The sequence below is a fragment of the Caballeronia sp. INDeC2 genome (assembly GCF_023631325.1).
In the GTDB taxonomy this organism is placed as follows: Bacteria; Pseudomonadota; Gammaproteobacteria; order Burkholderiales; family Burkholderiaceae; genus Caballeronia.
In genome coordinates, this window is record NZ_JALQDG010000003.1 from 361,516 (window position 1) to 385,447 (window position 23,932).

The window sequence follows — 23,932 nt, forward strand, 5'->3', positions numbered from 1 at the left end:
TTCAGTCGATGTATGGCTTGACGAGTTCAGCGCAGCGCACCGGCGCGGTGGAACGGACCGTTCCCGTTTCCGCCGCGCGCGTTTCCACGCAGCGATAGAGGCTGTTGTTTTTCTGAAGCACGTAGGTGTCTTCAGGTAGACCCGAGTTGCGTGCGGCGACGCTCGTCACTGCGACGATCCCATAACCGTTTTGAATCAAATCGAAGAGCGTTGCTTCGGTCGCGCGCCATTGTGCGTTGGGTTGCGGCTGGGCCAGCGCGGGCAAGCTCACGGCGGCGATGCAGCCAAAGAGGATGGGCATGATGCGGCCTGACTTCATGGGCGGTTCTCCGCGTTGTTATCGATGAGGCGGTTAGATGGCGTGCGAGCCATTGTGTTCACATGGATTTTCTGCAAAGTGCGGGGTTGCATTTTGATGGACCGAGAAAAAAGGGCCTCGCTCAGTGCGAGGCCCAATCCTTCCATACCCATTGAAACCCCCTCGACCGAGATGGGGAAACTCGGTCCAAGGAGGCAAGACCAAGATACGTGGCTGGGGGTACGTGGGATAGGCGTATCGTCTGAATTTCGGAGTACACCGTGACGGGTTTTACTGCTGACCGTGAGGATGTCGAAACGAAGGAATGCGACGTTGCGCATTTGCTGCGAGCAACGTGCTCGGCAGCGCCACGGGCGTAAAAATCGGCACTGGTGCTTATCTGTCGCCGCATGAAACAACAAAGCCCCGTAAGCTTTCAAACTTACGAGGCTTTCTTCGATTCTCTGGCGGAGGCGGTGAGATTCGAACTCACGGAAGGATCGCTCCTTCGCCGGTTTTCAAGACCGGTGCCTTAAACCGCTCGGCCACACCTCCAGCAAGGCGCGTATTGTAGCGCAACTCATCGTCGTGGAGAAACGCTCATCCTTCGAGCGATTTCGTCGCCTTGAGCGCCGGGAAAAGGCGCATCCACACAATCGCGACGACGATCGTGCCGATTCCGCCGATCAGCACCGCGGGCACCGCACCGAACAATCCCGCCGTCATCCCCGATTCGAACTCTCCGAGCTGGTTCGACGTTCCGATGAACAGCGAATTGATCGCGCCGACGCGCCCGCGCATTTCATCGGGCGTCTGCAACTGCACGAGCGACATGCGCACGACGACGCTGATTACATCCGATGCCCCCAGCGCCGCGAGCGCGATGAGCGACACATAGATACTGCGCGACAGCCCGAACACGATGGTCGCGATGCCGAACGCGATCACGCCGCCGAAGAGCGCATCGCCCGCGCGCTGCCGCAGCGGGAAATGCGCGAGCCAGATCGATCCAGCGAGCGCGCCGACAGCGGGCGCCGCGCGCAGAACCCCGAGTCCCCACGGCCCGGTGTGCAGGATGTCGCGCGCATACACCGGCAGAAGGGCGGTCGCGCCGCCGAGCAGCACCGCGAAGAGATCGAGCGACAGCGCGCCCAGAATCACCGGCTTGCCGCGAATGAAGCCGATGCCGGAAAAGAGCGCCTCCAGCGACAACGGCGCGCGCATGCGCACGGCTTCGTCGATCTTGATGGCGGCCACCGCGCACGCCGCGACGAGAAACGCAACGGTCACCGCGCCGTACACCGTCAGCGCGCCGAGCCCGTAGAGCACGCCGCCCATCGCGGGACCGAGGATCTGCGCCGTCTGGTTCGCGGAGGTCGACCACGCGCTCGCATGCTGCAACTGATTGCGCGCGACGAGATTCGGCAAAAGCGCGGCCATCGAAGGCGATTCGAACGCGCGCGCCGCGCCCGTGATGGCGGCGATCGCGTAGATCGGCGCGACATCGTGCCAGCCGTGCCATGCGCCGAGACACAGCACGAGCGCGGCGATGCCCTCGATCGACTGGCACACGTACGCGATCGTGCGTCTGTCGTAACGATCCGCAACGTGCCCGACGACGAGGGTCAGCACGAACATCGGCAGGAACTGCGCAAGGCCGACGAGACCGAGCGCATAAGCGCTATGCGTGATCGAATAAACCTGCCATCCGATCGCGACCGACATCATCTGAAACGCGACCGACGACATCACCCGCGCGGTCCAGAAGAGCGCAAACGGGCGATGCCGCATCACCGAGTCCCGCGCCATCGTCGGCGCGCTCAATTTTGCGGATCCTTCAAGAACAGCTCCTGCAGATCGTTGAGAAAGCGCTGGCCGAGTTCGGTCGGCGCAATGCGCTCGATATCGCGCGTGATGAGCCCGCGCCGCTCCGCCTCGACGAGCGCGGGCTCGATCGCGGACAGCGACAGGCCCGTGCGCTCGACGAACGCATGCACCGGAAAGCCTTCGACGAGGCGCAGCGTATTCAACATGAATTCGAACGGCAGGTCGCGCGGACCGACATTGCGTTCTTCCTGAATCGCGGTCTCGGTGGACGAGAGCGCGTGATCCATGTACGTCGCCGGATGCTTGAAGCGCGCCTGACGCAGGATCTTCGACGGAAACGACAACTTCGTATGCGCGCCCGCGCCGATGCCGAGATAGTCGCCGAAGCGCCAGTAGTTCAGATTGTGCCGGCTCTGCCGATGCGGCTTCGCATACGCCGACACTTCGTATCGCCCGTAGCCGGCGTCGCGCGTGCGTTCGTGAATCCAGTCCTGCATGTCGGCGGAAGCGTCGTCGTCGGGCAGGGCGGGGGGGTATTTGGCGAAGAGCGTGTTCGGCTCCATCGTCAGGTGATACAGCGACAGATGCGGCGGCGCGAAGGAAATGGCCGTGTCGATGTCATGCCGGCATTCGTCGAGCGATTGCTGCGGCAGCGCGAACATCAGATCGAGATTGAAGTTGTCGAAGTGCTTCGCGGCGATCTCGACGGCTTTGCGCGCCTGCGTCGCGTCGTGGATGCGGCCGAGCGCCCTTAGATGCGCTTCGTTGAAGCTCTGGATGCCGATCGACAGACGGTTCACGCCGCTCGCTCGGAACGACGCGAATTTCGCGGCTTCGAACGTGCCGGGGTTCGCTTCGAGCGTGATCTCCGCGTCGGCGTCGATTGGCAGCAACGCGCGCGCATCGGAAAGAAGCCGGTCCAGACCTTTCGCCGACAACAGCGAGGGCGTGCCGCCGCCGATGAAGATCGTATGCACCTGCCGTCCCCACACGAGCGGCAACGCGCTTTCGAGATCGGCGCGCAAGGCGTCGAGGTAACGGTCCTCGGGAAACGTGTCGTCCTTCCATTCATGCGAGTTGAAGTCGCAGTAGGGACATTTGCGCACGCACCACGGGAAATGCACGTACAGCGAGAGCGGCGGCAACGACGTCAGCCGGATGCTTCCCGGCGACGTGAAAGCCTGCACCACGTTGATGGTCTTCGGTCCGGCGCTCACGCAAGTTCCTTCAATCGTTGCAGCAGCTCACGCAGTGCGAGCGCGCGATGGCTCAGCGCGTTCTTGCGCGCCGGATCGAGCTCGGCGGCGCTCGCGTCGAGCGTCGGCAGAAAGAAGTGCGGATCGTAGCCGAAGCCGTTTGCGCCGCGCGGGACGTCGATCACTTCGCCATGCCAGCGGCCTTCCGCGATGAGCGGCTCGGGATCGTCCGCGTGACGCACGAGGACGAGCACGCAAAAGTAGTACGCGCGGCGATCGGTTTGCCCGGCGAGATCGGCGACGAGGCGCGCGTTGTTCGCGGCATCGCTTTTCTCGCCGCCGTTCAGCGACGCATAGCGCGCCGAATACACGCCCGGCGCGCCGTTGAGCGCGCGCACGCACAGGCCGGAGTCGTCGGCGAGCGCGGGCAGGCCGGTGAGCGCCGATGCATGCCGCGCCTTCGCCAGCGCATTCTCGACGAAGGTCACGTGCGGCTCCGGCGCTTCGGGCACGCCGAGCTCGCCTTGCGCGATCAGTTCGATGCCCGCCGCATCCAGCAGCGATGCGAATTCGCGCAGCTTGCCCGCGTTGTTCGACGCGAGCACCACGCGGCCCAGACCCCGTGCGTCAGACACCTTGAATCCCCAATGCTTCCTTTTGCTTCAGGATCAGCGCGCGGATGCCGCTGTCGGCGAGCGCGATCAGCTCGTTCATCTCTTCGCGCGTGAAGGGCGCGCCTTCAGCCGTGCCCTGCACTTCGACGAAACCGCCCGTGCCCGTCATCACGACGTTCATGTCGGTGTCGCACTTGGAGTCTTCGTCGTAGTCGAGATCGAGCACGGGCGAGCCTTCGAAGATACCCACCGAAATCGCCGCGACGAAGTCCTTGACCGGCGTCTTCGCGATCTTGCCCGCCGCGAGCAGTTTGCCGATCGCATCGTGCGCGGCAACGAACGCGCCCGTGATGCTCGCCGTGCGCGTGCCGCCGTCGGCCTGGATCACGTCGCAATCGATATGCAGCGTGCGTGCGCCGAGCGCGTTCAGATCGAACACCGAGCGCAGCGCGCGGCCGATCAGCCGCTGAATCTCCTGCGTGCGGCCCGTCTGCTTGCCGCGCGCCGCTTCGCGGTCGCTGCGCGTGTGCGTCGCGCGCGGCAGCATGCCGTATTCGGCGGTGAGCCAGCCTTGCTCGCGTCCGCGCAGAAACTCGGGCACGCGCTCGGCGACGCTCGCTGTGCAGATCACCTTGGTATCGCCGAATTCGACGAGCACCGAGCCTTCCGCGTGCCTCGTGTAATTGCGCGTGATGCGCACGTCGCGCAACTGGTTCGCGCGGCGGCCGCTCGGGCGCGGGGGAGAAGGCTTGAGCAGGGGAGAGTCGGTCATGGGTATCGAGAGAAAAGAGTGGAACCAGCGAACCCAGCGATTTTATCGTCATTCACTTGCCGGCGTTGCGGGCGCGTCGCGGCTCCGGGCCCGCCGTCCGGGCGGGCTGCGCGGCAAAAATGGGATAATGCGGATTCCTCGCCCGGCGGCCAGACGCGTGCCCATCCCAAAGCACTTCGAGAGCGCCGGGCGTTTCGTTGAACCGGCCTTCGCAATGGAGGCGCACATCGCGGGACGTACCATGATCTACAGCATGACAGGCTATGCCAGCGCGACGCGCGAAGTCGTCGCGGATGGCGCGGGACCCAATGGCGCGGGCGGTTCGGGCGTCGGTGTATCGGTGGAATTGCGCACGGTGAATTCGCGCTTTCTCGATCTGAATTTCCGCATGCCCGAAGACGTGCGCGCGACCGAGCCGCAACTGCGCGAAATGCTGATGACCAAGCTCTCGCGCGGCAAGGTCGATATCCGCATCAACCTGAACCGCGTCGAGCAGACTGCAAACGCGGGCGCGCTCAATCGCGAGGCGCTCACGCAGCTCGCCACGCTCGAGCGCGCCGTGCTCGACGTCTTCCACGACGCCGAGCGCATGCGCACCGGCGAAATCCTGCGCTGGCCCGGCGTGCTCGCGGAAAGCGCGGTGTCGCAGGACACGTTGCGTGAAGCGGTGCTCGCGTGCGGCAAGCAGGCGATCGCCGATCTCATCGAAGTGCGCGCGCGTGAAGGCGCGGCGCTCGGCCGCGTGCTCATCGACAACGTGACGGAGATGGAAGCGATCGTCGCGCGCATCACGCCGCTCGTGCCGGAGCTCATCGCGAAGCATCAGCAGAAGATCGTCGAGCGTCTGCAGGACGCGCTCGGCATCGCGACCAGCGAAGGCGGCACGACGGTCGCGACGAGCGTGCCGCGCGAGGAGATCGCCGAACGCATCCGCCAGGAAGTGACGATGTACGGCATTCGCATCGACATCGCCGAAGAATTGCAGCGTCTCACGGCGCACCTTGCCGAGACGCGCCACGTGCTGCAAAAGGGCGGCAAGGTCGGCAAACGGCTCGACTTCATGATGCAGGAGTTGAACCGCGAAGCGAACACGCTCGGCTCGAAGGCGGCCGCGAAGGAACTCGCCGACGCATCGATGACGCTCAAGCTGCTCATCGAGCAAATGCGCGAGCAAGTACAGAATCTGGAGTAACGCAACATCATGCCGAATACCACACACCGCTCGCACAGCCACTACACGGGCATCTATCCCGGCAATCTGTTCATGGTCGTCGCGCCTTCGGGCGCGGGCAAGTCGACGCTCGTGAACGCGCTGCTCGCCGAGGATCCGGAGATTCTGCTGTCGGTTTCGTACACGACACGTGAAGCGCGTTCGAAGGAAACCAACGGCGTGCAATATCACTTCGTGTCCGTCGACGAATTCATGGAGCGGCGCGAAAAGGGGGAGTTTCTCGAAAGCGCCGAAGTGCACGGCAACTACTATGCGACGTCGAAGCTGTGGATCGCGGAGCAGATGAAGCAGGGCCACGACGTGCTGCTGGAGATCGACTGGCAGGGCGCGCAGCAGGTGAAGAAGCAGTTTCGCAACGCGGTGGAAATTTTCATTCTGCCGCCGTCGCTCGATGCGCTCGAAGACCGCCTCAAGAAACGCGGCCAGGATTCCGAAAAAGTGATCGTGCGACGCCTGCTCGCGGCCGGCAGCGAGATGGCGCACGCATCGGAAGCGGAGTATGTCGTCATCAACGAGAATTTCGATCGCGCGCTCACCGAACTGCGCTGTCTCGTTGCCGCGACGCGCCTGCGCTTCACGTCGCAATACGCGCGCAATACGCAGCTCTTCGTGGACCTCGGCATCCACTCCACGCCGCAAGCGTGACGCACTGCAGTGGCCGGATCGTCCGGTCACATAAGGTAGAATAAAACCCATATTGAGAAGGAAGCAAACATGGCCCGCATCACCGTCGAAGACTGCCTGAAACAAATCCCGAATCGCTTCGAGCTCGCGCTTGCGGCAACGTATCGCGCGCGCCAGCTCGCGCAGGGCCACACGCCGAAAATCGAGAGCCGCGACAAGCCGACCGTCGTCGCGCTGCGCGAGATCGCCGCGGGCCAGGTTGGCATCGAAATGTTGAAGAAGGTGCCCGTCTAAGGGCTGCCGTTCCGCACGGTTTCATTTTTTGCAACCGAAGACCCAGCGCGTCACATCACCACGGAGGGGAAGATGAGTCAGACACCGTTGCCCATCTCCGCCGCCGTGGACCCCGACCTCGAAATCGATCAGGATTCCCTGCTCGATGCGGACAAGCCGCATGCGGCGCGCAAGTACATCGACGCGGTCCTCGAACAGTCCTTCCGCCATCTGTTCGGCCCGACCGCCACGCCGGAGCAGCCGCGCAAGCACGACGTCGTTTCCATCGCGAAGCTGACGAACGCGCTCGCGAGCTACATCACCCCGGAAGAGATCAAGGAAGTCAAGGCGGCTTTCCATTTCAGCGACGAAGCGCATCTCGGGCAGTATCGCCAGAGCGGTGAGCCGTACATCACGCATCCGGTCGCGGTCGCGGAAATCTGCGCGGGCTGGAAGCTCGACGCGCAATCGATCATGGCGGCCTTGCTGCACGACGTGATCGAAGACCAGGGCGTCACCAAGACCGAGATAGCGGAGCGCTTCGGTGCGAAGGTCGCGGAACTGGTCGATGGCTTGTCCAAACTGGACAAGATGGAGTTTCGCAATCGCGAGGAAGCGCAGGCGGAAAACTTCCGCAAGATGCTGCTCGCGATGGCGCGCGACGTGCGCGTCATTCTCGTCAAGCTCGCCGACCGGCTGCACAACATGCGCACGCTCGGCGCGGTGCCGCCGGAGAAGCGCAGGCGCGTGGCGCGCGAGACGCTGGATATCTACGCGCCCATCGCACATCGGCTCGGCCTCAACAACACCTATCGCGAACTGCAGGATCTGTCGTTTGCGAACTTCAATCCGAACCGGTACGCGACGCTCGAAAAAGCAGTGAAAGCCGCACGCGGGAATCGGCGTGAAGTGGTCGGCAAGATTCTGGAAACCGTGCAGCGCACCATCGCCGATGCCAAGATCAACGCGGAAGTCACTGGCCGCGAGAAAACGATCTTCAGCATCTACAAGAAGATGCGCGACAAGCAGTTGTCGTTCTCGCAGGTCCTCGATGTCTACGGTTTTCGCGTCGTCGTCGAGAGCGCGCTGGAATGCTATACGTGCATCGGCGCGCTGCATGCGCTCTACAAACCCGTACCGGGCAAGTTCAAGGACTACATCGCCATTCCGAAGGTGAACGGCTATCAGTCCCTGCATACCACGCTGGTCGGTCCGTTCGGCGCGCCGATCGAGTTCCAGATCCGCACGCGCAAGATGCACGAGATCGCCGAGGCGGGCGTCGCGGCGCACTGGCTCTACAAGAACGGCGGCGCGGATCTGAACGATGTCCAGAAGCGCGCGCATCAGTGGCTCAAATCGCTGCTCGACATTCAAAGCGAAGCGGGCGATTCGAGTGAATTCCTCGAACACGTCAAAATCGACCTGTTCCCGGACGCCGTCTACGTATTCACGCCGAAGTCGAAGATCATGCCGCTGCCGCGTGGCGCGACCGCGCTCGACTTCGCGTATTCGATCCACAGCGACCTCGGCAACCAGTGCGTCGCGGTGAAGATCAACAACGAGCTCCTGCCGCTGCGCACGGAGCTGAAGAGCGGCGATATCGTCGAAGTGATCACCGCGCCGTATTCGAAGCCGAATCCCGCGTGGCTCGGCTTCGTGCGGACCGGCAAGGCGCGCTCGGCAATCCGTCACTATCTGAAGACGATGCGCCTGAACGAGTCCGTCCAGCTGGGCGAGCGGCTCGTCGATCAGAGTCTCAAGGGTTACGGCCTCGCGCTGTCGGACGTCACGCCGGAAGTGTGGGAGAGGCTCGTGCAGTGGACCGGCAACAAGACACGGCAGGAAATTTTCGCCGATATCGGTCTCGGCCGGCGCGTGGCGGCCGTGATGGCGAAGCGCATCGAAGTGTTGATGAACGGCATCGCCGACGACGAAGATCATCCGCATCGCGAGCATCACAATACCAATACGGCGCCGCCGGTGGTCATCACGGGCACGGAAGGCATGTCGGTGCAGTTGTCGCCGTGCTGCCGCCCGATTCCCGGCGACGACATCATGGGCTACATCGGCATCGGGCTCGGCATGGCGATTCACACGACTGAATGCCGTGTCGCGCAACGGATTCATCGGCGCGATCCAGGCCGCTGGATCGATGTCGCGTGGGCGCCGCAGCCGGGACGTCTCTTCGATGTCGCCGTGAAGGTGCTCGTGAAGAACACGAAGGGCGTCTTCGCGCGCGTGGCGGCGGATATCACGTCGGCCGACGCGAACATCGTGCATATCGCTATGGACGAAGACGTGTCACAGGAAGCCAAGATGCTGCGCTTCGTGATTCAGGTGAGCGACCGCGTGCATCTGGCGAACGTCATGCGCCGCGTGCGCACCAATCCGGACGTGATGCGCATCGCGCGCGAGCGTCCGAGCGACGAACCGCATCACCGTAATCAGGACGGCGGCATGCGCATCGACCGCGAGCGCGCCGACTACTGACGCGGCGCGGGTACGCGGCGTGCATGCCTGTCGTCGATCGACGAACAGGAGAGAGCGCCGCAATGAACACTTCCGACCTCGAAGGCGCCACGCTCGACTATTGGGTCGCGCGCGGACTGCACGAATTCATCCGAGAGATTCATTTCACCGACAGTGGAGAGACGCTCTCCATACGCGGCAACGACCGCGGCAAGCCTTGGGACGGACGTTTCCTGCCGTCGACTTCATGGGAGGCGGCCGCCGTCGTTCTAGAGCGGGCCTGCAAACTCGAAATGCATGATCACGGGCGCGGCGAGGTGATCTGCACCGTGAGTTTCGGCAAGGATGGCAAGCCGGTGGAAGGACGGGGCGCGTCGTTGCGCATCGCATTGCTGCGCGCCTTCGTGCGGCACACGTTCGGCGATACCGTCGACGACGAATTTCCGCGCCGTTCGCAGGCTTTGCTTGGGGTGCGGGCCGAAGCGATTGGGGAGTCGAGTGCGTCGGTGTCGGTGGAAGACGTGCCGAGGCCGGAATTGCATATCGGCGATATCGGCTCGGTGCCGCGTCAATAGAAATAGGCGACGCCCGAGGCTCGCGACAAACAAAAAGCGCCTTCCCTATGGAAGGCCCTTCGAAAGATGGCGCGGCTGGCAGGATTCGAACCCACGACCCCTTGGTTCGTAGCCAAGTACTCTATCCAACTGAGCTACAGCCGCACGCAAAACGGTACTGCTTGAACTGCACTGCGCTTTTGGTTAAGCGCTTGATCTTTTCATCGAGCGGCGCGAACGCCGAACGTGAAAACATCAAAATAGGTGGCGCGGCTGGCAGGATTCGAACCCACGACCCCTTGGTTCGTAGCCAAGTACTCTATCCAACTGAGCTACAGCCGCACGCAGAAGCGGAATTATAGCCAAGCCTATTCCGAAATGGAAGGGGTTTTGACCAAAGCATCGAATTTTCGATCAGCGGACGTTCGGCGAAAGGGGCTTCCGGCGTGGTAAGTTGATGTCTGGAAAGCAAGTCCTCATGGAATTCGACATCATTCGGCATCGACCAGCATCATGAACAAGGCATTTGTCAAAGAGTCGGACGACACCGACGACGACCTCGAACTCGGCCATCCGGACGTCCCGGCGGGCACGAAGAATTACATCACGCCGGCGGGCCACAAACGGCTGCGTGACGAACTTCTGCAGCTTCTGGACACCGACCGCCCGGAAGTGGTCAAGCTCGTTTCCTGGGCCGCGTCCAACGGGGATCGCTCGGAGAACGGCGACTATATCTACGGCAAGCGGCGGCTGCGCGAAATCGACCGCCGCATCCGCTTTCTGACGAAGCGTCTGGATCTCGCGGAAGTGGTGGACAGCAGCAAGCAAGAGAACGTCGATCAGGTGTTCTTCGGCGCGACGGTGGACTACGCAGGCGAAGACGGCGATGTAAAGACGGTGACGATCGTGGGTGTCGATGAGGTGAATCTGGACATCGGCTATGTGAGCTGGATCTCGCCGGTCGCGCGGGCGCTGTTGAAGGCGAAGACGGGCGACACGGTCGCGCTGCATACGCCGGCGGGCGTGCAACAAATCGATATTCTGGATGTGCGATATCCGGATTGATCGAAAGTTATCGCACGGACCAAAAAAAAGCCGCTCCGAAGAGCGGCTTTTCTACAACTAAACTGCTTGTGAAGCTTAGAAGCGGTGACGCACGCCGACCGTAGCCGAAACCTGGTTGCCGTTCGACGACATGCCCACACCGTTGATCACAGCACCGATCGGCAGGCCGTCCTGGTCGGTCATGTGCTGGTATTCGCCTTGCAGGTACACGTCGGTACGCTTGGACAGCGCGTATGCCGTTTGCAGGCTGAACTGGTGGAACTTCGGCTTTTCGCCATCGATACGGCTGTCCGTGTAGGTGTACGCACCCGCGAGCGACAGAGCCGGCGTCAGGTTGTAACGGCCGTTGACTTCGTAGTTCGTGAAGCGAACGTGACCGTCGGTCAGGTTGATCGAGCCAGCGCCTTGCGAGCCGACGTTGGTGATCGACGAAGCGTTGTCCAGCATCGTTTGCGTGAACACGAAGCCAACAGTCGCCGGGCCGAACGCGTAGCTCAGGCCACCGCCGAAGATGCGCTGACGGCCAGCGACGAACGGCGTGTTGTCGGTCGTGATCGCGCCGTTGACGTTGTTCGTCGGCGAGCCGACGTTGTTCAGCTGCATGTACGCGGCTGCCACGTTCAACGGACCGTAGTTGTACGATGCGCCGACGCTGTATGCGCGGTTGTCCGCGAAGCCGCCTGCTTCGTTCGAGAAGCCGTACATCGCGCCCAGCTTGAAGCCGGCGTAGTTCGCGCTCGTGTACTTGACCGAGTTGTTGACGCGGAACGTGTTGTCGAGGTTGTCGTTGTCGAACGGGTGGGCGAACTGCGTGCCGCCGTATTGCGTGCCCGTCAGAGCCAGCGGCCCGAGGAAGTCGACCACGGAGTCATATTGACGGCCGAGCGTCACGGCGCCGAACTGGTTGCTCGACAGACCGACAAATGCCTGACGACCGAACTCGCGACCACCCTGGCCATTCGTGCCGTTCATGATGTTGAAGCCGTTTTCCAACGTGAAGATCGCCTTCAGGCCGCCACCGAGGTCCTCGGAACCACGCAGGCCCCAACGGCTGCCGTTGACGGAACCGCTCGTCGCCTTCCAGTTGCTGTGGCCTTGCTGGTTGTTCGTGTAGGTGATGCCCGCATCGATCAGGCCGTACAGCGTGACGCTGCTTTGCGCATGGGCGGCGGTAGCAAAAACGCCCGTCAGGGCGGCGACCATGAGAGTCTTTTTCATCTTTGTAACTCCGAGAGCAGATTGGGCCGGGGACCCAGGCTTTGAGGAAACCTCGCTCCGACGCGCTGCGAGAGGCGCGGGCGGAGGAGCAATGCGCCGGCGGTGCGACACATTTGTTTCCGGACCAGACGAAGTGTAAAGACGGTGTTACAGAAGGGACCTCCCAATTTCCGCAATAAACCATTGTTGATGCGGCAATGATCTATTCGGCGAACATTTTTCTTTATATACAATGATTTATCGACGAATAAAGTCGTAAGGGCGCAGGTGTCAACCGAATGACGTTGCGGATGCGCGACATGAATCGCGCCGGAAAATAACGAAAAATTCTGCAATTCGATTGTTGAGATATTTGAAACAGAAGTTTGCGTCTTTTGCAGGTAATTAATGCGGGCTGCATCGCTATACTGTCATTTCTGCTTTCCGAAGCAGACTTTTTCGTTGACGGAAAAAGATCTCCAAACTTTGTCAGCGCGACTTCCCGGTCGCGCTTTTTTTTGCCCTGTTCCGCTAGCGCCTCGGGGCGTCTTCCTCCGCAACGAAATCGCCGTCGCGCGGGGTCGCCCAGCCTCCATCACGTGGTGTATTGCGTCCATTGGCAATGAGCGCAGCTTTTGCCAGAGGTCGCCATCCATGCAGGACCGAAATCGAGCGATGAAGCATTCTCTGTCGATGGCGGGGCGAGCTAGTTCAACCATTGAGCGAATCGATTGAAATGGGCCATCGTAGGTCCGCCGCCATTACATTCACATCATGACTTAGTTTCATGTTGCTTAATGTTGGAGAATCGGGCAAGACAGTTAAAAAATCGGATCATCTAGTTGCAGTTTGAATGGAAATCTCGTTTTCTATGTGAGCGCATTGCTCAAGAGTTCTGAAAATATCGCGTTTGTCGGGAATGGGTATCGCCGAAAATTTATTATATTTTCCGCTTCCGAAAGCGCTCTTTGATTTCAATAAAACGATTTCATTCTAATGAGAGATAAAAGGAGATTCACCCGCCCAAGCGGGCGCGCGGCGGGCCACACCGGGCGGCGCGCCGCGCGACGGGCAAGCACATCCGGTCACGCGGTCGTGGACGAAGGCGCGAGCACCCCTTACGGACAAACTCAACGTGAAGATGAAATCAATTTCTGTTAATCGGGGAATGCGATTACGGGTTATCCGCTATTGCGATGATGTGAAGTCAGCACGGGCTTAATAAACGAAAGCGAGATTTTCGCCGTGACGCTTCGTCTCACTGAATTCACAAAACGCGGAAATAATCCCAAGGACCGCGACTTTTGTCAGCGGAGCCCGCAATCCCACGCTGCGTTAGAATGAGCAACCCAGCCAACGCTCCACGCGAGCGTTCACGAAAGCCGCCTCCGCCGTCCACGATGCATCACGATCTGTCCGCAAGCCTTGCCTTTCCCTCCGAGCCCATCGTATTCGTCGATCTCGAAACGACCGGCGCCACGTTTGGCGTCGACCGTATCACTGAGATCGGCATCGTGGAGGCCGGGCCGTCGGGCGTCTCGCAATGGACATCGCTCGTCAATCCGCAAAAGCCGATTCCCGCGTTCGTGCAGCAGTTGACCGGCATCACCGACGCGATGGTGCGCGACGCCCCCACGTTCGAGCAACTCGCGTCCGGTCTGCTCGATCGCTTGAACGGCCGTCTCTTCGTCGCGCATAACGCGCACTTCGACCACGGCTTCCTCAAGGGCGAGTTCAGGCGCATGGGTCTTCGCTTCGCGCCGGACGTGCTCTGCACCGTGCAACTGTCCCGCGCGGTGTATCCGGCGGAAAGCCGTCACGGTCTCGATGCGCTCGTCGAGCGCCACATGCTCGTGCCCTCGGCGCGGCACCGCGCATTGGCCGACGCCGACCTGCTCTGGCAATTCTGGCAACACCTGCATCGCGCGAACGCGCCGGATGTCATGCGCGCGCACCTCGATCGCGTGACGCGCCGGTTCCAGCTCGCGGCGCACATCGACGAAGATACGATCGAGCAGATCGCCGCAGGCTGCGGCGTCTACATGTTCTATGGCGACGACGACGCGCCGCTCTACGCGGGCAGAAGCGTGCGGTTGCGCCAGCGCGTGCGCTCGCATCTCGTCGGCCCGCGACGTTCGGCGAAAGATCTGCGTCTGGCCGCGCTCGTGCGACGCCTCGAATGGAGGGGGACGGGCGGCGAAATCGGCGCGCTGCTGGCCGAAGCGCAATGGATAGCGAGTGCGCGTCCGGCGCACAATCGTGCGCCGAAGTCGCGTCCGGGCGATGTCCGCGGCGCGCCGTGGCCGTACGCAGGCGCGATCGCGATCGAGGAGCGCGATGCGGCATCGGGGCAACGCGCGTGGCATGTCATCGACAACTGGTGCTATCTCGGCACCGCCAGCGCGCTCGGGCAGGCCGGTGCGCTGCACGCGAGCGCCGATTCGCCCGCGTTCGAACTGTCGACGTATCGCATCCTGAGCGAGCGAATCGCGCGCGGGCTCGCCGTGACGCCGCTCGGCTGCGGAACGCTCGCGTCCACGGTCTGACGCGCGATCAGCCGACCGCGCCCACGCCGCCCGACGCGCAGACGTGCGACAGCGCGCGCATGAGCGGCGCGTTCATCGACGAGTTGTAGCGCGTCAAATGCTTCCATCGCGCGACGCTCTCGGCGAGTCGCACGGGGCAGTCCTCCGCGTGACGAATCGGCTCGACATGCGCGAGCGCCGACATGAGCGACTGCGTGAGGCGATCCAGCTTCGGTCGCGTGTCGGTCGCGAGATCGGGCGGCGATGCTTCCGGCGCAGCCTTCAGCGCGCGCCAGTTCGCGAAGAGCGCGTTCTGCACATCCTTGCTGGCTTCGATCTGATCGCGGAAGAACTGTCGCGCGAATTCAGGATCGACTTGCGCGGCCGACGCCTTATCCTCGACGTGCTTGAGCAACGCTTCTTCGCGCGGCGAATCGGTGATCGGCTCGTGACGGGCCCACTTCCAGCGCGCGACGGGCTCCGCAAGCGCGAGCCGTTGCGAGACCAGGGCGATGAGGTTGGTGAACGGAGTATCGTCGCCATCCGCGTGCGCGGATGTGGGCGCGGCAAGCGCGAGCACGCAGGCGAAAGCGACGGAGGCGAGGAGAGATGAGTTCGAGCGACGGCGCATCGGTATCGGATAAAAGCGCGAGAGAACGCCAGAATAGCGCACCGTGCTCAAACCGGAACGAGGCGAGCCGCACCGCACGACTCGCCCGAGTGAGGTCATGAACGAGGGACGCGACGCATCCTGGCCTGCGCCATGTACGGACCGGACGGTCCGAATGCGCCGCACGCGGCGGGCGTCGTTCTCACGACGACGGCGTGATCCAGTATGTCCGCCTACTTGGACTGCGCCGAATTGCGCTGTTCATCGAAGAACGCGCGCACATGCTCGGGCAGCTCCGTCGCGAGAAACTCGACGCCAACCGGCTCCTTATCCGGACAATGCACCGTATCGGGCGTCGGAATTTTGGTCGGTTTTGCGTCCATGATTTCTCTCCTCAATGACTACAACAATTGCGCCAACTGGCCGATGCGACTTTTGCACTGCCGCATGCGGCCGAAATTCAAATACGCTTCTCTCTCTAGATGCGTTATCGGATCGCAACCGCTTCGGCTTGAGCGAAATTGGCGCGACGCATTGATCGACGCATGATCGTTCGTTCGGTTCGGTCCAGCAGCGGTAACTACTTGCCGGCCGAAATCCATTTTGCTGCAAAAACTACAGTTTTGACGATTGCCGATGGCATCTCGCGAAGCCGCGCCCAGCGTGACTTTGGTGCGAAGCTGCCATTGCGTACTTAAACTGTAGCTTTTCCTCTATGGATATAACGATACCGGGAAACCAGCGTTGACGCTTGATGGTGCGGAGCGGAAAATGGCTCGTTGTTGTACGAAAGCGCACATATAAGGCAAATCAGGTGCGCGCAGCGGCGGCTCGTGAAATTGCTGAAGCTGATTTGGAGTCAGTTCGCAATCCCGTGTACGAACTCAACGTTCGTTGCAAGATCGTGAAAGGCTGCGCTTAACCACTGGTCAGGCGGTGGCACAAGGCACAAGGCACAAAAGCAAAAACCCGCGATCACTTGCGTAATCGCGGGTTTTTTGATGCTGCTGAATCTTGATGGTGCCGGAAAGAGGAATCGAACCCCCGACCTTCGCATTACGAATGCGCTGCTCTACCGTCTGAGCTATTCCGGCATCAGAGAAACAAGATTATAGCGAGCACATTCTCGTTTTGGCAATACCCTGAATCAATTTTTCTTTTCGATATGGTAGCGGGTCACACGGTCGACCTCGCTTTTCGAGCCGAGGAACACGGCCACGCGCTGATGCAGGCTTGTCGGAACGATATCGAGGATGCGTTGCTCGCCGTTGGTCGCCGCGCCGCCGGCCTGTTCGACGATGAACGCCATCGGGTTCGCTTCGTACATCAGGCGCAGCTTGCCGGGCTTCGACGGATCGCGCTTGTCGGCCGGGTACATGAAAATGCCGCCGCGATTCAGGATGCGGTGCACGTCCGCGACCATCGATGCGATCCAGCGCATGTTGAAGTCTTCCTTGCGCGCGCCGTCCTTTCCGGCGTTCAGTTCGTCGACGTAACGCTGCACCGGCTCGTACCAGTGCCGCGTGTTCGACGCGTTGATCGCGTACTCGCGCGTCTCGAAGGGGATCGTCATGTCGCGCTGCGTGAGCACCCACGAACCGAGTTCGCGATCGAGCGTGAAGCAGTTCACGCCGTGGCCCGTCGTCAGCACGAGCACCGTCTGCGGACCGTACACCGCATAACCCGCCGCGACCTGCTGCGAGCCCGGCTGCATGAACGCCTCTTCGGTCGGCTCGACGCCGTCCGGGCAACGCAGCACCGAAAAGATCGTGCCGATCGACACATTGACGTCGATATTCGACGAACCGTCGAGCGGATCGAACGTCAGCAGATAATTGCCCTTCGGATAGCGATTCGGGATCGGGAAGATCTTTTCCATTTCTTCCGATGCCATCGCGGCCAGGTTGCCGCCCCATTCATTGGCTTCGAGCAGGATTTCGTTCGAGAGCACGTCGAGCTTCTTCTGCACCTCGCCCTGAACGTTCTCGCTGCCCGCCGAGCCGAGCGCCTCGCCGAGCGCGCCCTTGCTCACGTGATAGCTGATCTGCTTGCACGCGCGCGCAACGACTTCGATCAGGAGACGCAGATCGGCCGGCAGGTTTTGATGTTCGCGCTGCTGTTCGATGAGATATTTCGACAGCGTGGTGCGGCTGGAGATGGAGGACATGCTAGGGCTCCGTGAGCGTTAGACGAATAATCACGATTCTAACCGCTCGACCCGGCCGCCCCATGTGACAGCGACCGCCGCGCACAAACTTCACGCGGCGGTCGCTAAACAGCCATCAAGCCGCGAGCGCCTTTTCGACGACCTCGCGCACGTCGCGCGATTTCGCCTTCGATGCGACTTCGCTCAGCGCCGCGTGCATCTTCTCACGCAAGCGCGGCGTGAAGCGTCGCCACAGTTCGAGGCCGCGTGCGAGGCGCGCCGCGACCTGCGGATTGAGCGTGTCGAGCGCGATCACCTGTTCGGCCCAGAACGCATAGCCGGAACCGTCGGCGGCGTGGAACTGCGCCGGGTTGCCGCTGCAGAAGCTGAAGATCAGCGAGCGCGCGCGATTCGGGTTCTTGATGTTGAACGCCTGATGCTGCATCAGCTTGCGCACGATCTCGATCACCTTGCGATCCGGGCCGCCGCGCTGCGTCGCCTGAAGCGCGAACCACTTGTCGATGACGAGCGCCTCGTTCTCGAAACGCCGATAAAAGTCCTCAAGCGCCGTATCCGCGACGGTCGCATCCGCACCCTTCGTCGCGCTCGCGAGCAAGAGCGCCGCGAGGGCCGCCGAGCGATCCGTCATGTTATTGGCGGCATCGTATTGCGCCTGCGCGAGCTGCACGGCTTCGCGCGGATCGTCGAGCTGGCTGAGATACGCGAGCGAGAGATTCTTCAGGCCGCGCTTGCCGGCATCTTCCGGCAGCGGGCGATATTCACCCGGCGTGCGGTTTGCTTCATACGCCGCGAGCCACTTGTCGCGCAATTGCGACGCGAGACGGCGGCTCATGAAGACGCGCGCCGCGTGCACGGCGGCCGGATCGGACACGGCCATCTGCTCGGCGAGATAGCTTTCCGACGGCAACATCAACGCGAGCTCGCGGAAGGCGGGCGTGAGCGTGGTGTCGTCGAGCACGCGGGCGAACGCCGCGATCACCTGATCGTCGATGGCAAGCGCCTCGCCCCTGGCCGCGCGCTCGGCCAGCGCGAGCAGCTCGCGCGTGGCGAGACGCTGGCCGGCTTCCCAGCGGTTGAACGGATCGCTGTCGTGCGCGAGCAGGAACGCGAGTTCATCGTTCGTATAGTCGTATTCGACGATCACCGGCGCCGAAAAATTGCGCAGCAGCGACGGCAGCGGCGTCTCGTTCACGTCGACGAACGTGAAGGACTGCTCGCGCTCCGTGAATTCGAGCACCCGCGTCGTGCCGTTCGGCTCCTTCTCGCCTTCGAGACGCAGCGGCAGATCCGCGCCGTTCTGACCGATCAGCCCGACCGAGAACGGAATCAGGAGCGGGCCTTTCTGCGTCTCGCGCGCCGCTTCCGAACCATCGCCGTAACCTTGCGTGAGCGTCAGCGTGTAGCGCTTGTTCGCCGCGTCGTAGCTCGCACGGACCGCCACGCGCGGCGTGCCCGCCTGGCTGTACCAGCGCTCGAACTGCGCGAGATCGCGATGATTGGCGTCGGCGAGCGCCTGACGGAAGTCGTCACAGGTCACGGCCTGGCCGTCGAAGCGCTGGAAATAGAGATCCATGCCGCGCCGGAAGCCGTCGCGGCCGAAGAGCGTCTGATACATCCGCACGACTTCCGAGCCTTTCTCGTAGACGGTCATCGTGTAGAAGTTGTTGATCTCGACGTAGCTTTCCGGGCGCACAGGATGCGCCATCGGGCCGGCGTCCTCTGCGAACTGCATTTGACGCAGCACGCGCACGTCTTCGATGCGCTTGGTCGCGCGCGCCGCCGCGCTCGCCGCGCCTTCGGCATCGCCTGCGGCCATGTCGGCGGAGAATTCCTGATCGCGGAACACCGTCAGGCCTTCCTTCAGGCTGAGCTGGAACCAGTCGCGGCAGGTCACGCGGTTGCCCGTCCAGTTGTGGAAGTACTCGTGGCCGACCACGGCCTCGATGTTCGAGAAATCCGTGTCTGTCGCGGTTTCGGGGTTCGCCAGCACATACTTCGTATTGAAGATGTTGAGCCCCTTGTTTTCCATCGCGCCCATGTTGAAGTCGCTCACCGCGACGATCATGAAGCGGTCCAGATCCAGTTCCAGCCCGAAGCGCTTTTCGTCCCAGCGGATCGAATTGATGAGCGAGTCCATCGCGTGGCGGGTCTTGTCGAGATCCTGCGGCTCGACCCAGACCTGCAGTAGCTTCTCCTTGCCCGATCCCGACCGGATGCGCTCCTCGATGCACACGAGCTTGCCCGCGACGAGCGCGAAGAGATAGCTCGGCTTCTTGAACGGGTCCTCCCATTTCGCGAAGTGGCGGCCATCGGGCAGATCGCCTTCCTCGATCAGATTGCCGTTCGACAGCAGCACCGGATACGCGGTCTTGTCGGCGCGCAGCGTGACGACGTAGGTGGCCATCACGTCGGGGCGATCGAGGAAATAAGTGATGCGGCGAAAGCCTTCCGCTTCGCACTGCGTGAAGAAGTTGCCGCTGGAGACATAAAGTCCGGAGAGCGTCGTGTTCTCCGCCGGATTGCAGATGCTCTCGATGCTAAGCTCGAAAGCATCCGATGGAATATTGCCGATGGACAGTCCGTTCTCATGGACACGGACATCCGCGTGCGTGACGCCGTCGATCGCCGCGCTCACGAATTCGAGCTGCTCGCCCATCAATTCGAGGTGCGACGCATCGCTTCGGGCGTCGGGGTTGCGGCGCAGCTTCATCGTGTTCTTCACGACCGTGCGCGCCGGCACGAGATCGAACTCGAGCGCGACGGAGTCGATCAGAAAAGCGGGCGGCGTGTAGTCCTCGCGGCGAATCACAGCGGATGCGTTCGTGGTAGACATGGCAAGATCTTCATGTTTGGATTGAACGGCGCGGGCGTCGAATGGGTGCGCTGTCGAGCACCCACGCGTGCGCGCCTGGTCGAACCATTGTACAAGCCGTCCGGGGATCGTGAATCGGGCGACGTAACGCGTCGTGGAACCCACAAAACAGGACGCCGCCGTGCGAGTCGCGGCGGTGCTGTCTATAACTGAGAAGGGTGCCGAACGAAGTGAGGATGACCATGAATTTCCCGATGAAGACGTTCGCCAGATGGGCGGCGCCGATATTGGCCGCGATGTGGCTCGCGGGCTGCACCACCTACGTCCAGACGCAGGTGACCGCCTTCTCCGACTGGAGCGGCAGCGACACGACGCGCACGTACGCGTTCACGCGCAAGGGCGAGCAGCAGAACAGCATCGAACAGACGACCTACGAGACGCTCGTCGCGAACGAGCTCTCGAAGTACAACTTCCGGCAGGTCCCCGAGGCGAGCGCGAATTATCAGGTCGCGCTCGCCTATTCGGTTCGCGGCGACATGATGACCGTGCGCCAGCCGGTCTACTACGATCCGTGGCCGATGTACGGCGCCTGGGGCGGTCCGTTCTGGGGCGGTCCGTGGGGCGCGTGGGGTCCGTACGGGGCGTGGGGCGCGACCGGTTATGTCGACCAGAGCTATCCGGTCTATATCCACGCGCTGCAGATCCGCATGAACGATCGCAAGACCGGCCGCGAGACCTACAAGGTGACGGCGGTCAACTCGACCGGCGACGCGTCGCTCTATCAGGCGATGCCTTACCTCGTGCGAAGCGCGCTCGCGGATTTCCCGCTCGGCAACGGCACGGTGCGCACGGTGACACTGCCGGTCGACAAGAACGGCGGCTTCTCCAACGAAACCGCGGCGGCCGTGTCGAACGAACGCGCTGTGGCGCCCGCACCCGCGGCCAAGACCGTCGATTGATCGGGAAGACGATGCGACGGCCACGCGCCGTCGCATCGCCGCGAAAATTGCGTCGGAATTTTTTTCCGCGATGAGCCGGGCGCGATTCCCTTCACTGCTTCGGCATCAGTTTAAAAAACGCCCGCCGGCCTTGTCTAAACAGGGAATTATCGCCGCGACGCCGGGCCGCAATATATGCAGCTTCGGCGAATTAGCGATATATTTCCGGGATGACAAAATCGTGTCCGCCCGATGCTAAAACCGTTCCCGCGCCCACCACATGGGATGCGCGGCTCGCACGCCGCCTCGTCACGCCGCTCGTCGGCACTCCGGTAACGCCCAACCATCTGACCACGCTTCGCCTCGCCATCGGCCTGGCCGGGGCGTATTATTTGTCGCTCGGTCAATTCTGGATGTGCACGCTCGGCGCGCTGCTCATCGCGCTGTCGAATCTCGTCGATCACACCGATGGCGAACTCGCGCGCATCAGCGGACAGTCGAGCAAGATCGGCCACTTCTACGACCTCGCGTGCGACGCGCTCGTGACCGTGCTGCTGTTCCTCGGCATCGGCTTTTACGTCGCCGTGCATCACCCGTCGATGATCGTGCCCGCGCAATGGCTCGGCGGCATCGCGGGCGTGGCGGTCGCGCTGATCTTCTTCCTGCGCATGCGCATCGAGTCGATGGTCGGAAAGTCCGGCACGAAGCAGGCGTCGATGGCCGGTTTCGAAACCGAGGACGTGCTGTACCTGTTGCCGGTCGTGACCATCCTGAACGGCATGACGCCGTTTCTGATCGCGGCTGCGATCGGCGCGCCGCTCTTCGCCATTTATGTGGCGGTGGACTATCAGCGCGTGAGTTCGCAGCTGAAGCGCCGCGCGCAGGCCACCCACGCAAAAGACGACAAAGATTTCCAGGCGGTGAGATGAGCGATACGGCAACTCCGGAAAACACGCTGACGCAACCCGCGCATGCGGCGACGGCTACACGCCCGTCGAAGCGCGACATCGATTCGACCCTGAACGCGCGGCTCGCCACGCTGCACACGTCGAAGCTGCGCGACGAATACGGCCAACAAGGCTCGTTTCTCTATATCGAAGACTTCCTGCCGCGCGACTACACGGAGCGGCTGATTGCCGCCGTGCATGACGTGATGCCGTCCGTGAACCGCAACTATCTGCCGGGTCACAAGGCGGGCGGCAGCGTGAGCCGCCATACGCTCGACAAGCTCGCGCCGTTCATCGCGGATCTGTATCGTTCGGACGCGCTCATCAAGTGGCTTGAAACCATCACCGGCGACAAGCTGCAACTCTCGCCGGAAGACGATCCGCACGCCTACGCGCTGTATTTCTACACGCGTCCGGGCGACCACATCGGCTGGCATTACGACACTTCGTACTACGACGGCCGCCGCTACACGCTCCTGCTCGGCGTGATCGACGATTCTTCCTGCAAGCTCGACTACGAACTGCACACGAAGACGCCCGGCATTCCGGATCAGCCGGGCTCGGTGCAGTATCCGCCCGGCGCGTTCGTGTTCTTCGACGGCGACAAGCTGCGCCATCGCGTCACGCCGCTCGGCGAAAACGAAATGCGCGTGTCGCTCACGTTCGAGTACGTAACGAACCCCAACATGCGGCCGTTCCAGCGCTTCATCTCGAACATGAAGGACTCGATCGCGTATTTCGGGTTCAAGCAGGTCTTTCGCCGCAAGAGCGGCAAGAACGGACTGGCATGAGCCGCGCGGGCACATTCCTGCTGTCGGTCGGCGTGGTGCTGTTCATCGCGCTGCTCGGCTGGCAAGGCTTCGGTTCGGTCGCATCGACGCTGGCCGCGGCGGGCTGGGGGCTGCTCGCGGTCGCGGCCTTTCACTTCGTGCCGCTCGTCGTCGATGCCGGCGCGATCAGCGTGCTCTTCGCCGATCGTCAGCGCGACGTCACCGTGCTCGACGCGTTGCTCGCGCGCTGGGCCGGTGAATCGGTGAACAGCCTGATGCCCGCGGGCCAGATCGGCGGGCCGATGCTGATGGTCCGCTATCTTGCGCAACGCGGTATGCGCGCGCGCGACGCGGCCGCGGTCATCACCGTCAGCACGACGATGCAGACCGTCGCGCAACTGATCTTCGCGCTGATCGGCGTCGTTCTGCTGACGGGCTATGCGACGGGCGGCTCGTCGTCGACCGTGACGATCGCCGTGCTCGCGGTCATCGGCGTGATCGGTCTCATGATCTTCGGTTTCTATCTCGCGCAGCGTCGCGGTCTCTTCGGCCGCGCAATGCGCTTCGCGTCGGGCATCGCCGCGAAGTTCTCGGCCAAGCGCGACTGGTCCTCGCTCGTCACGCGCGCCGAAGCCGTCGATGCCGCCGTCCACGAGATGTATCGCGAGCGCGGCAAGGTGGCGTCGAGCTTCGGTTTGAGTTTCGTCGGCTGGATCGTCGGCACGGGCGAAGTGTGGCTCGCGCTGCATCTGCTCGGCCATCCGGTCGGCCTCGCGGAAGCGCTGCTGCTGGAAAGTCTCGGCCAGGCGATCCGCGGCGCGGCCTTCGCGATTCCCGGCTCGCTCGGCGTGCAGGAAGGCGGCTATCTGCTGCTCGCACGTCTGATCGGCTTGCCGCCCGAGGCGGCGCTCGCGCTGTCGCTCGCCAAGCGCGCGCGCGAACTGCTGCTCGGCGTGCCGGGCATCGTCTATCTGCATTACGTTGAAAAAGGCTGGCAGCGCCGCCGTCTCGCGCGCGTGCCGGACATCGACTGACCCACCCAC

General features: G+C 62.4%; 21 protein-coding genes and 4 tRNA genes. 11 read left to right on the plus strand and 14 right to left on the minus strand.

Annotated features, from left to right (window positions below; translation table 11 throughout):
* Position 1: 1 nt before the first annotated feature.
* The 6 genes from NCS28_RS03310 to rph all read right to left on the minus strand — a co-directional run bounded on the left by NCS28_RS03310 (position 2) and on the right by rph (position 4,707).
* Positions 2-319: a hypothetical protein gene (locus NCS28_RS03310; RefSeq protein WP_250512458.1), complete on the minus strand. Its 318-nt coding sequence runs from the start codon at positions 317-319 to the stop codon at positions 2-4.
* A gap of 444 nt (positions 320-763) precedes the next feature.
* Positions 764-853, minus strand: a tRNA-Ser gene (locus NCS28_RS03315).
* Between the two features lie 45 nt (positions 854-898).
* Positions 899-2,107 carry an MFS transporter gene (locus NCS28_RS03320; protein WP_250513047.1) on the minus strand — a complete coding sequence of 403 codons (1,209 nt, stop codon included), beginning with the start codon at positions 2,105-2,107 and terminating at the stop codon, positions 899-901.
* Positions 2,108-2,118: 11 nt separating this feature from the next.
* Entirely contained in the window at positions 2,119-3,342 is a 1,224-nt protein-coding gene (hemW, locus tag NCS28_RS03325; RefSeq protein WP_250512459.1) for a radical SAM family heme chaperone HemW, read from the minus strand.
* Positions 3,339-3,956 carry an RdgB/HAM1 family non-canonical purine NTP pyrophosphatase gene (gene rdgB / locus NCS28_RS03330; protein WP_250512460.1) on the minus strand — a complete coding sequence of 206 codons (618 nt, stop codon included), beginning with the start codon at positions 3,954-3,956 and terminating at the stop codon, positions 3,339-3,341. The genes hemW and rdgB overlap by 4 nt, the downstream gene beginning before the upstream one ends.
* Positions 3,949-4,707: a ribonuclease PH gene (gene rph, locus NCS28_RS03335; protein ID WP_250512461.1), complete on the minus strand. Its 759-nt coding sequence runs from the start codon at positions 4,705-4,707 to the stop codon at positions 3,949-3,951. The genes rdgB and rph overlap by 8 nt, the downstream gene beginning before the upstream one ends.
* A gap of 241 nt (positions 4,708-4,948) precedes the next feature.
* On the opposite strand from rph, the gene NCS28_RS03340 reads away from it, so the two are divergent.
* The 5 genes from NCS28_RS03340 (at position 4,949) to NCS28_RS03360 (ending at position 9,879) form a co-directional block, all read left to right on the plus strand.
* The gene (locus NCS28_RS03340; protein ID WP_250512462.1) at positions 4,949-5,899 is read left to right on the plus strand and encodes a YicC/YloC family endoribonuclease; all 951 of its coding nucleotides are present in this window, start codon (positions 4,949-4,951) and stop codon (positions 5,897-5,899) included.
* Positions 5,900-5,908: 9 nt separating this feature from the next.
* Complete coding sequence (gene gmk, locus NCS28_RS03345) at positions 5,909-6,583, plus strand: guanylate kinase (protein ID WP_250512463.1); 675 nt, start codon at positions 5,909-5,911, stop codon at positions 6,581-6,583.
* Positions 6,584-6,652: 69 nt separating this feature from the next.
* A complete protein-coding gene (gene rpoZ, locus NCS28_RS03350; protein ID WP_006999799.1) occupies positions 6,653-6,856 on the plus strand; it encodes a DNA-directed RNA polymerase subunit omega in 204 nt (67 codons plus the stop codon).
* A 72-nt stretch (positions 6,857-6,928) separates the two neighbouring features.
* Positions 6,929-9,325 carry a RelA/SpoT family protein gene (locus NCS28_RS03355; RefSeq protein WP_250512464.1) on the plus strand — a complete coding sequence of 799 codons (2,397 nt, stop codon included), beginning with the start codon at positions 6,929-6,931 and terminating at the stop codon, positions 9,323-9,325.
* Positions 9,326-9,387: 62 nt separating this feature from the next.
* Positions 9,388-9,879, plus strand: coding sequence for a phage protein NinX family protein (locus NCS28_RS03360; RefSeq protein WP_250512465.1), 492 nt, complete (start codon positions 9,388-9,390; stop codon positions 9,877-9,879).
* 67 nt (positions 9,880-9,946) lie between these two features.
* Here NCS28_RS03360 and NCS28_RS03365 read toward each other — a convergent pair.
* Positions 9,947-10,023: transfer RNA gene (locus NCS28_RS03365), tRNA-Arg, on the minus strand.
* A gap of 100 nt (positions 10,024-10,123) precedes the next feature.
* A tRNA-Arg gene (locus tag NCS28_RS03370) sits at positions 10,124-10,200 on the minus strand.
* 171 nt (positions 10,201-10,371) lie between these two features.
* Between NCS28_RS03370 and greB the strand changes: the two genes are divergently transcribed.
* Positions 10,372-10,923 carry a transcription elongation factor GreB gene (gene greB / locus NCS28_RS03375; protein ID WP_250512466.1) on the plus strand — a complete coding sequence of 184 codons (552 nt, stop codon included), beginning with the start codon at positions 10,372-10,374 and terminating at the stop codon, positions 10,921-10,923.
* A 75-nt stretch (positions 10,924-10,998) separates the two neighbouring features.
* Here the strand turns inward: greB and NCS28_RS03380 are convergent, their stop codons facing one another.
* Complete coding sequence (locus tag NCS28_RS03380; RefSeq protein ID WP_250512467.1) at positions 10,999-12,141, minus strand: porin; 1,143 nt, start codon at positions 12,139-12,141, stop codon at positions 10,999-11,001.
* A 1,379-nt stretch (positions 12,142-13,520) separates the two neighbouring features.
* On the opposite strand from NCS28_RS03380, the gene NCS28_RS03385 reads away from it, so the two are divergent.
* On the plus strand, positions 13,521-14,666 hold the full coding sequence (locus NCS28_RS03385; RefSeq protein WP_250512468.1) for an exonuclease domain-containing protein: 1,146 nt from the start codon (positions 13,521-13,523) through the stop codon (positions 14,664-14,666).
* 7 nt (positions 14,667-14,673) lie between these two features.
* Here the strand turns inward: NCS28_RS03385 and NCS28_RS03390 are convergent, their stop codons facing one another.
* From NCS28_RS03390 to pepN, 5 genes are all read right to left on the minus strand, one after another.
* Positions 14,674-15,276, minus strand: coding sequence for a chorismate mutase (locus NCS28_RS03390; protein ID WP_250512469.1), 603 nt, complete (start codon positions 15,274-15,276; stop codon positions 14,674-14,676).
* Between the two features lie 212 nt (positions 15,277-15,488).
* Positions 15,489-15,638, minus strand: coding sequence for a hypothetical protein (locus NCS28_RS03395; RefSeq protein ID WP_250512470.1), 150 nt, complete (start codon positions 15,636-15,638; stop codon positions 15,489-15,491).
* A gap of 635 nt (positions 15,639-16,273) precedes the next feature.
* Positions 16,274-16,349: transfer RNA gene (locus tag NCS28_RS03400), tRNA-Thr, on the minus strand.
* A gap of 53 nt (positions 16,350-16,402) precedes the next feature.
* Positions 16,403-17,422 (minus strand): class 1 fructose-bisphosphatase, encoded by a 1,020-nt coding sequence (locus tag NCS28_RS03405; protein WP_250512471.1) that lies wholly within the window; start codon positions 17,420-17,422, stop codon positions 16,403-16,405.
* A 115-nt stretch (positions 17,423-17,537) separates the two neighbouring features.
* Positions 17,538-20,255 carry an aminopeptidase N gene (gene pepN / locus NCS28_RS03410; protein ID WP_250512472.1) on the minus strand — a complete coding sequence of 906 codons (2,718 nt, stop codon included), beginning with the start codon at positions 20,253-20,255 and terminating at the stop codon, positions 17,538-17,540.
* Between the two features lie 221 nt (positions 20,256-20,476).
* On the opposite strand from pepN, the gene NCS28_RS03415 reads away from it, so the two are divergent.
* The 4 genes from NCS28_RS03415 to NCS28_RS03430 all read left to right on the plus strand — a co-directional run bounded on the left by NCS28_RS03415 (position 20,477) and on the right by NCS28_RS03430 (position 23,923).
* Positions 20,477-21,193 carry a DUF4136 domain-containing protein gene (locus NCS28_RS03415; RefSeq protein ID WP_250513048.1) on the plus strand — a complete coding sequence of 239 codons (717 nt, stop codon included), beginning with the start codon at positions 20,477-20,479 and terminating at the stop codon, positions 21,191-21,193.
* A gap of 209 nt (positions 21,194-21,402) precedes the next feature.
* Entirely contained in the window at positions 21,403-22,101 is a 699-nt protein-coding gene (locus tag NCS28_RS03420; protein ID WP_250512473.1) for a CDP-alcohol phosphatidyltransferase family protein, read from the plus strand.
* On the plus strand, positions 22,098-22,910 hold the full coding sequence (locus tag NCS28_RS03425) for a HalD/BesD family halogenase (RefSeq protein ID WP_250512474.1): 813 nt from the start codon (positions 22,098-22,100) through the stop codon (positions 22,908-22,910). The genes NCS28_RS03420 and NCS28_RS03425 overlap by 4 nt, the downstream gene beginning before the upstream one ends.
* The gene (locus tag NCS28_RS03430) at positions 22,907-23,923 is read left to right on the plus strand and encodes a flippase-like domain-containing protein (protein ID WP_250512475.1); all 1,017 of its coding nucleotides are present in this window, start codon (positions 22,907-22,909) and stop codon (positions 23,921-23,923) included. The genes NCS28_RS03425 and NCS28_RS03430 overlap by 4 nt, the downstream gene beginning before the upstream one ends.
* The last annotated feature ends 9 nt before the right edge of the window (positions 23,924-23,932 follow it).

What these genes read in the sequence shown, in the direction of transcription:
- NCS28_RS03355 (WP_250512464.1), top strand. Translation starts at nt 6,929, where the DNA reads ATGAGTCAGACACCGTTGCCCATCTCCGCCGCCGTGGACCCCGACCTC.
- NCS28_RS03320 (WP_250513047.1), bottom strand. Translation starts at nt 2,107, where the DNA reads ATGGCGCGGGACTCGGTGATGCGGCATCGCCCGTTTGCGCTCTTCTGG.
- NCS28_RS03310 (WP_250512458.1), bottom strand. Translation starts at nt 319, where the DNA reads ATGAAGTCAGGCCGCATCATGCCCATCCTCTTTGGCTGCATCGCCGCC.
- greB (WP_250512466.1), top strand. Translation starts at nt 10,372, where the DNA reads ATGAACAAGGCATTTGTCAAAGAGTCGGACGACACCGACGACGACCTC.
- NCS28_RS03415 (WP_250513048.1), top strand. Translation starts at nt 20,477, where the DNA reads ATGAATTTCCCGATGAAGACGTTCGCCAGATGGGCGGCGCCGATATTG.
- NCS28_RS03420 (WP_250512473.1), top strand. Translation starts at nt 21,403, where the DNA reads ATGACAAAATCGTGTCCGCCCGATGCTAAAACCGTTCCCGCGCCCACC.
- rph (WP_250512461.1), bottom strand. Translation starts at nt 4,707, where the DNA reads ATGACCGACTCTCCCCTGCTCAAGCCTTCTCCCCCGCGCCCGAGCGGC.
- NCS28_RS03385 (WP_250512468.1), top strand. Translation starts at nt 13,521, where the DNA reads ATGCATCACGATCTGTCCGCAAGCCTTGCCTTTCCCTCCGAGCCCATC.
- NCS28_RS03395 (WP_250512470.1), bottom strand. Translation starts at nt 15,638, where the DNA reads ATGGACGCAAAACCGACCAAAATTCCGACGCCCGATACGGTGCATTGT.
- NCS28_RS03390 (WP_250512469.1), bottom strand. Translation starts at nt 15,276, where the DNA reads ATGCGCCGTCGCTCGAACTCATCTCTCCTCGCCTCCGTCGCTTTCGCC.
- pepN (WP_250512472.1), bottom strand. Translation starts at nt 20,255, where the DNA reads ATGTCTACCACGAACGCATCCGCTGTGATTCGCCGCGAGGACTACACG.
- NCS28_RS03405 (WP_250512471.1), bottom strand. Translation starts at nt 17,422, where the DNA reads ATGTCCTCCATCTCCAGCCGCACCACGCTGTCGAAATATCTCATCGAA.
- NCS28_RS03360 (WP_250512465.1), top strand. Translation starts at nt 9,388, where the DNA reads ATGAACACTTCCGACCTCGAAGGCGCCACGCTCGACTATTGGGTCGCG.
- rpoZ (WP_006999799.1), top strand. Translation starts at nt 6,653, where the DNA reads ATGGCCCGCATCACCGTCGAAGACTGCCTGAAACAAATCCCGAATCGC.
- NCS28_RS03430 (WP_250512475.1), top strand. Translation starts at nt 22,907, where the DNA reads ATGAGCCGCGCGGGCACATTCCTGCTGTCGGTCGGCGTGGTGCTGTTC.
- NCS28_RS03425 (WP_250512474.1), top strand. Translation starts at nt 22,098, where the DNA reads ATGAGCGATACGGCAACTCCGGAAAACACGCTGACGCAACCCGCGCAT.
- gmk (WP_250512463.1), top strand. Translation starts at nt 5,909, where the DNA reads ATGCCGAATACCACACACCGCTCGCACAGCCACTACACGGGCATCTAT.
- NCS28_RS03380 (WP_250512467.1), bottom strand. Translation starts at nt 12,141, where the DNA reads ATGAAAAAGACTCTCATGGTCGCCGCCCTGACGGGCGTTTTTGCTACC.
- NCS28_RS03340 (WP_250512462.1), top strand. Translation starts at nt 4,949, where the DNA reads ATGATCTACAGCATGACAGGCTATGCCAGCGCGACGCGCGAAGTCGTC.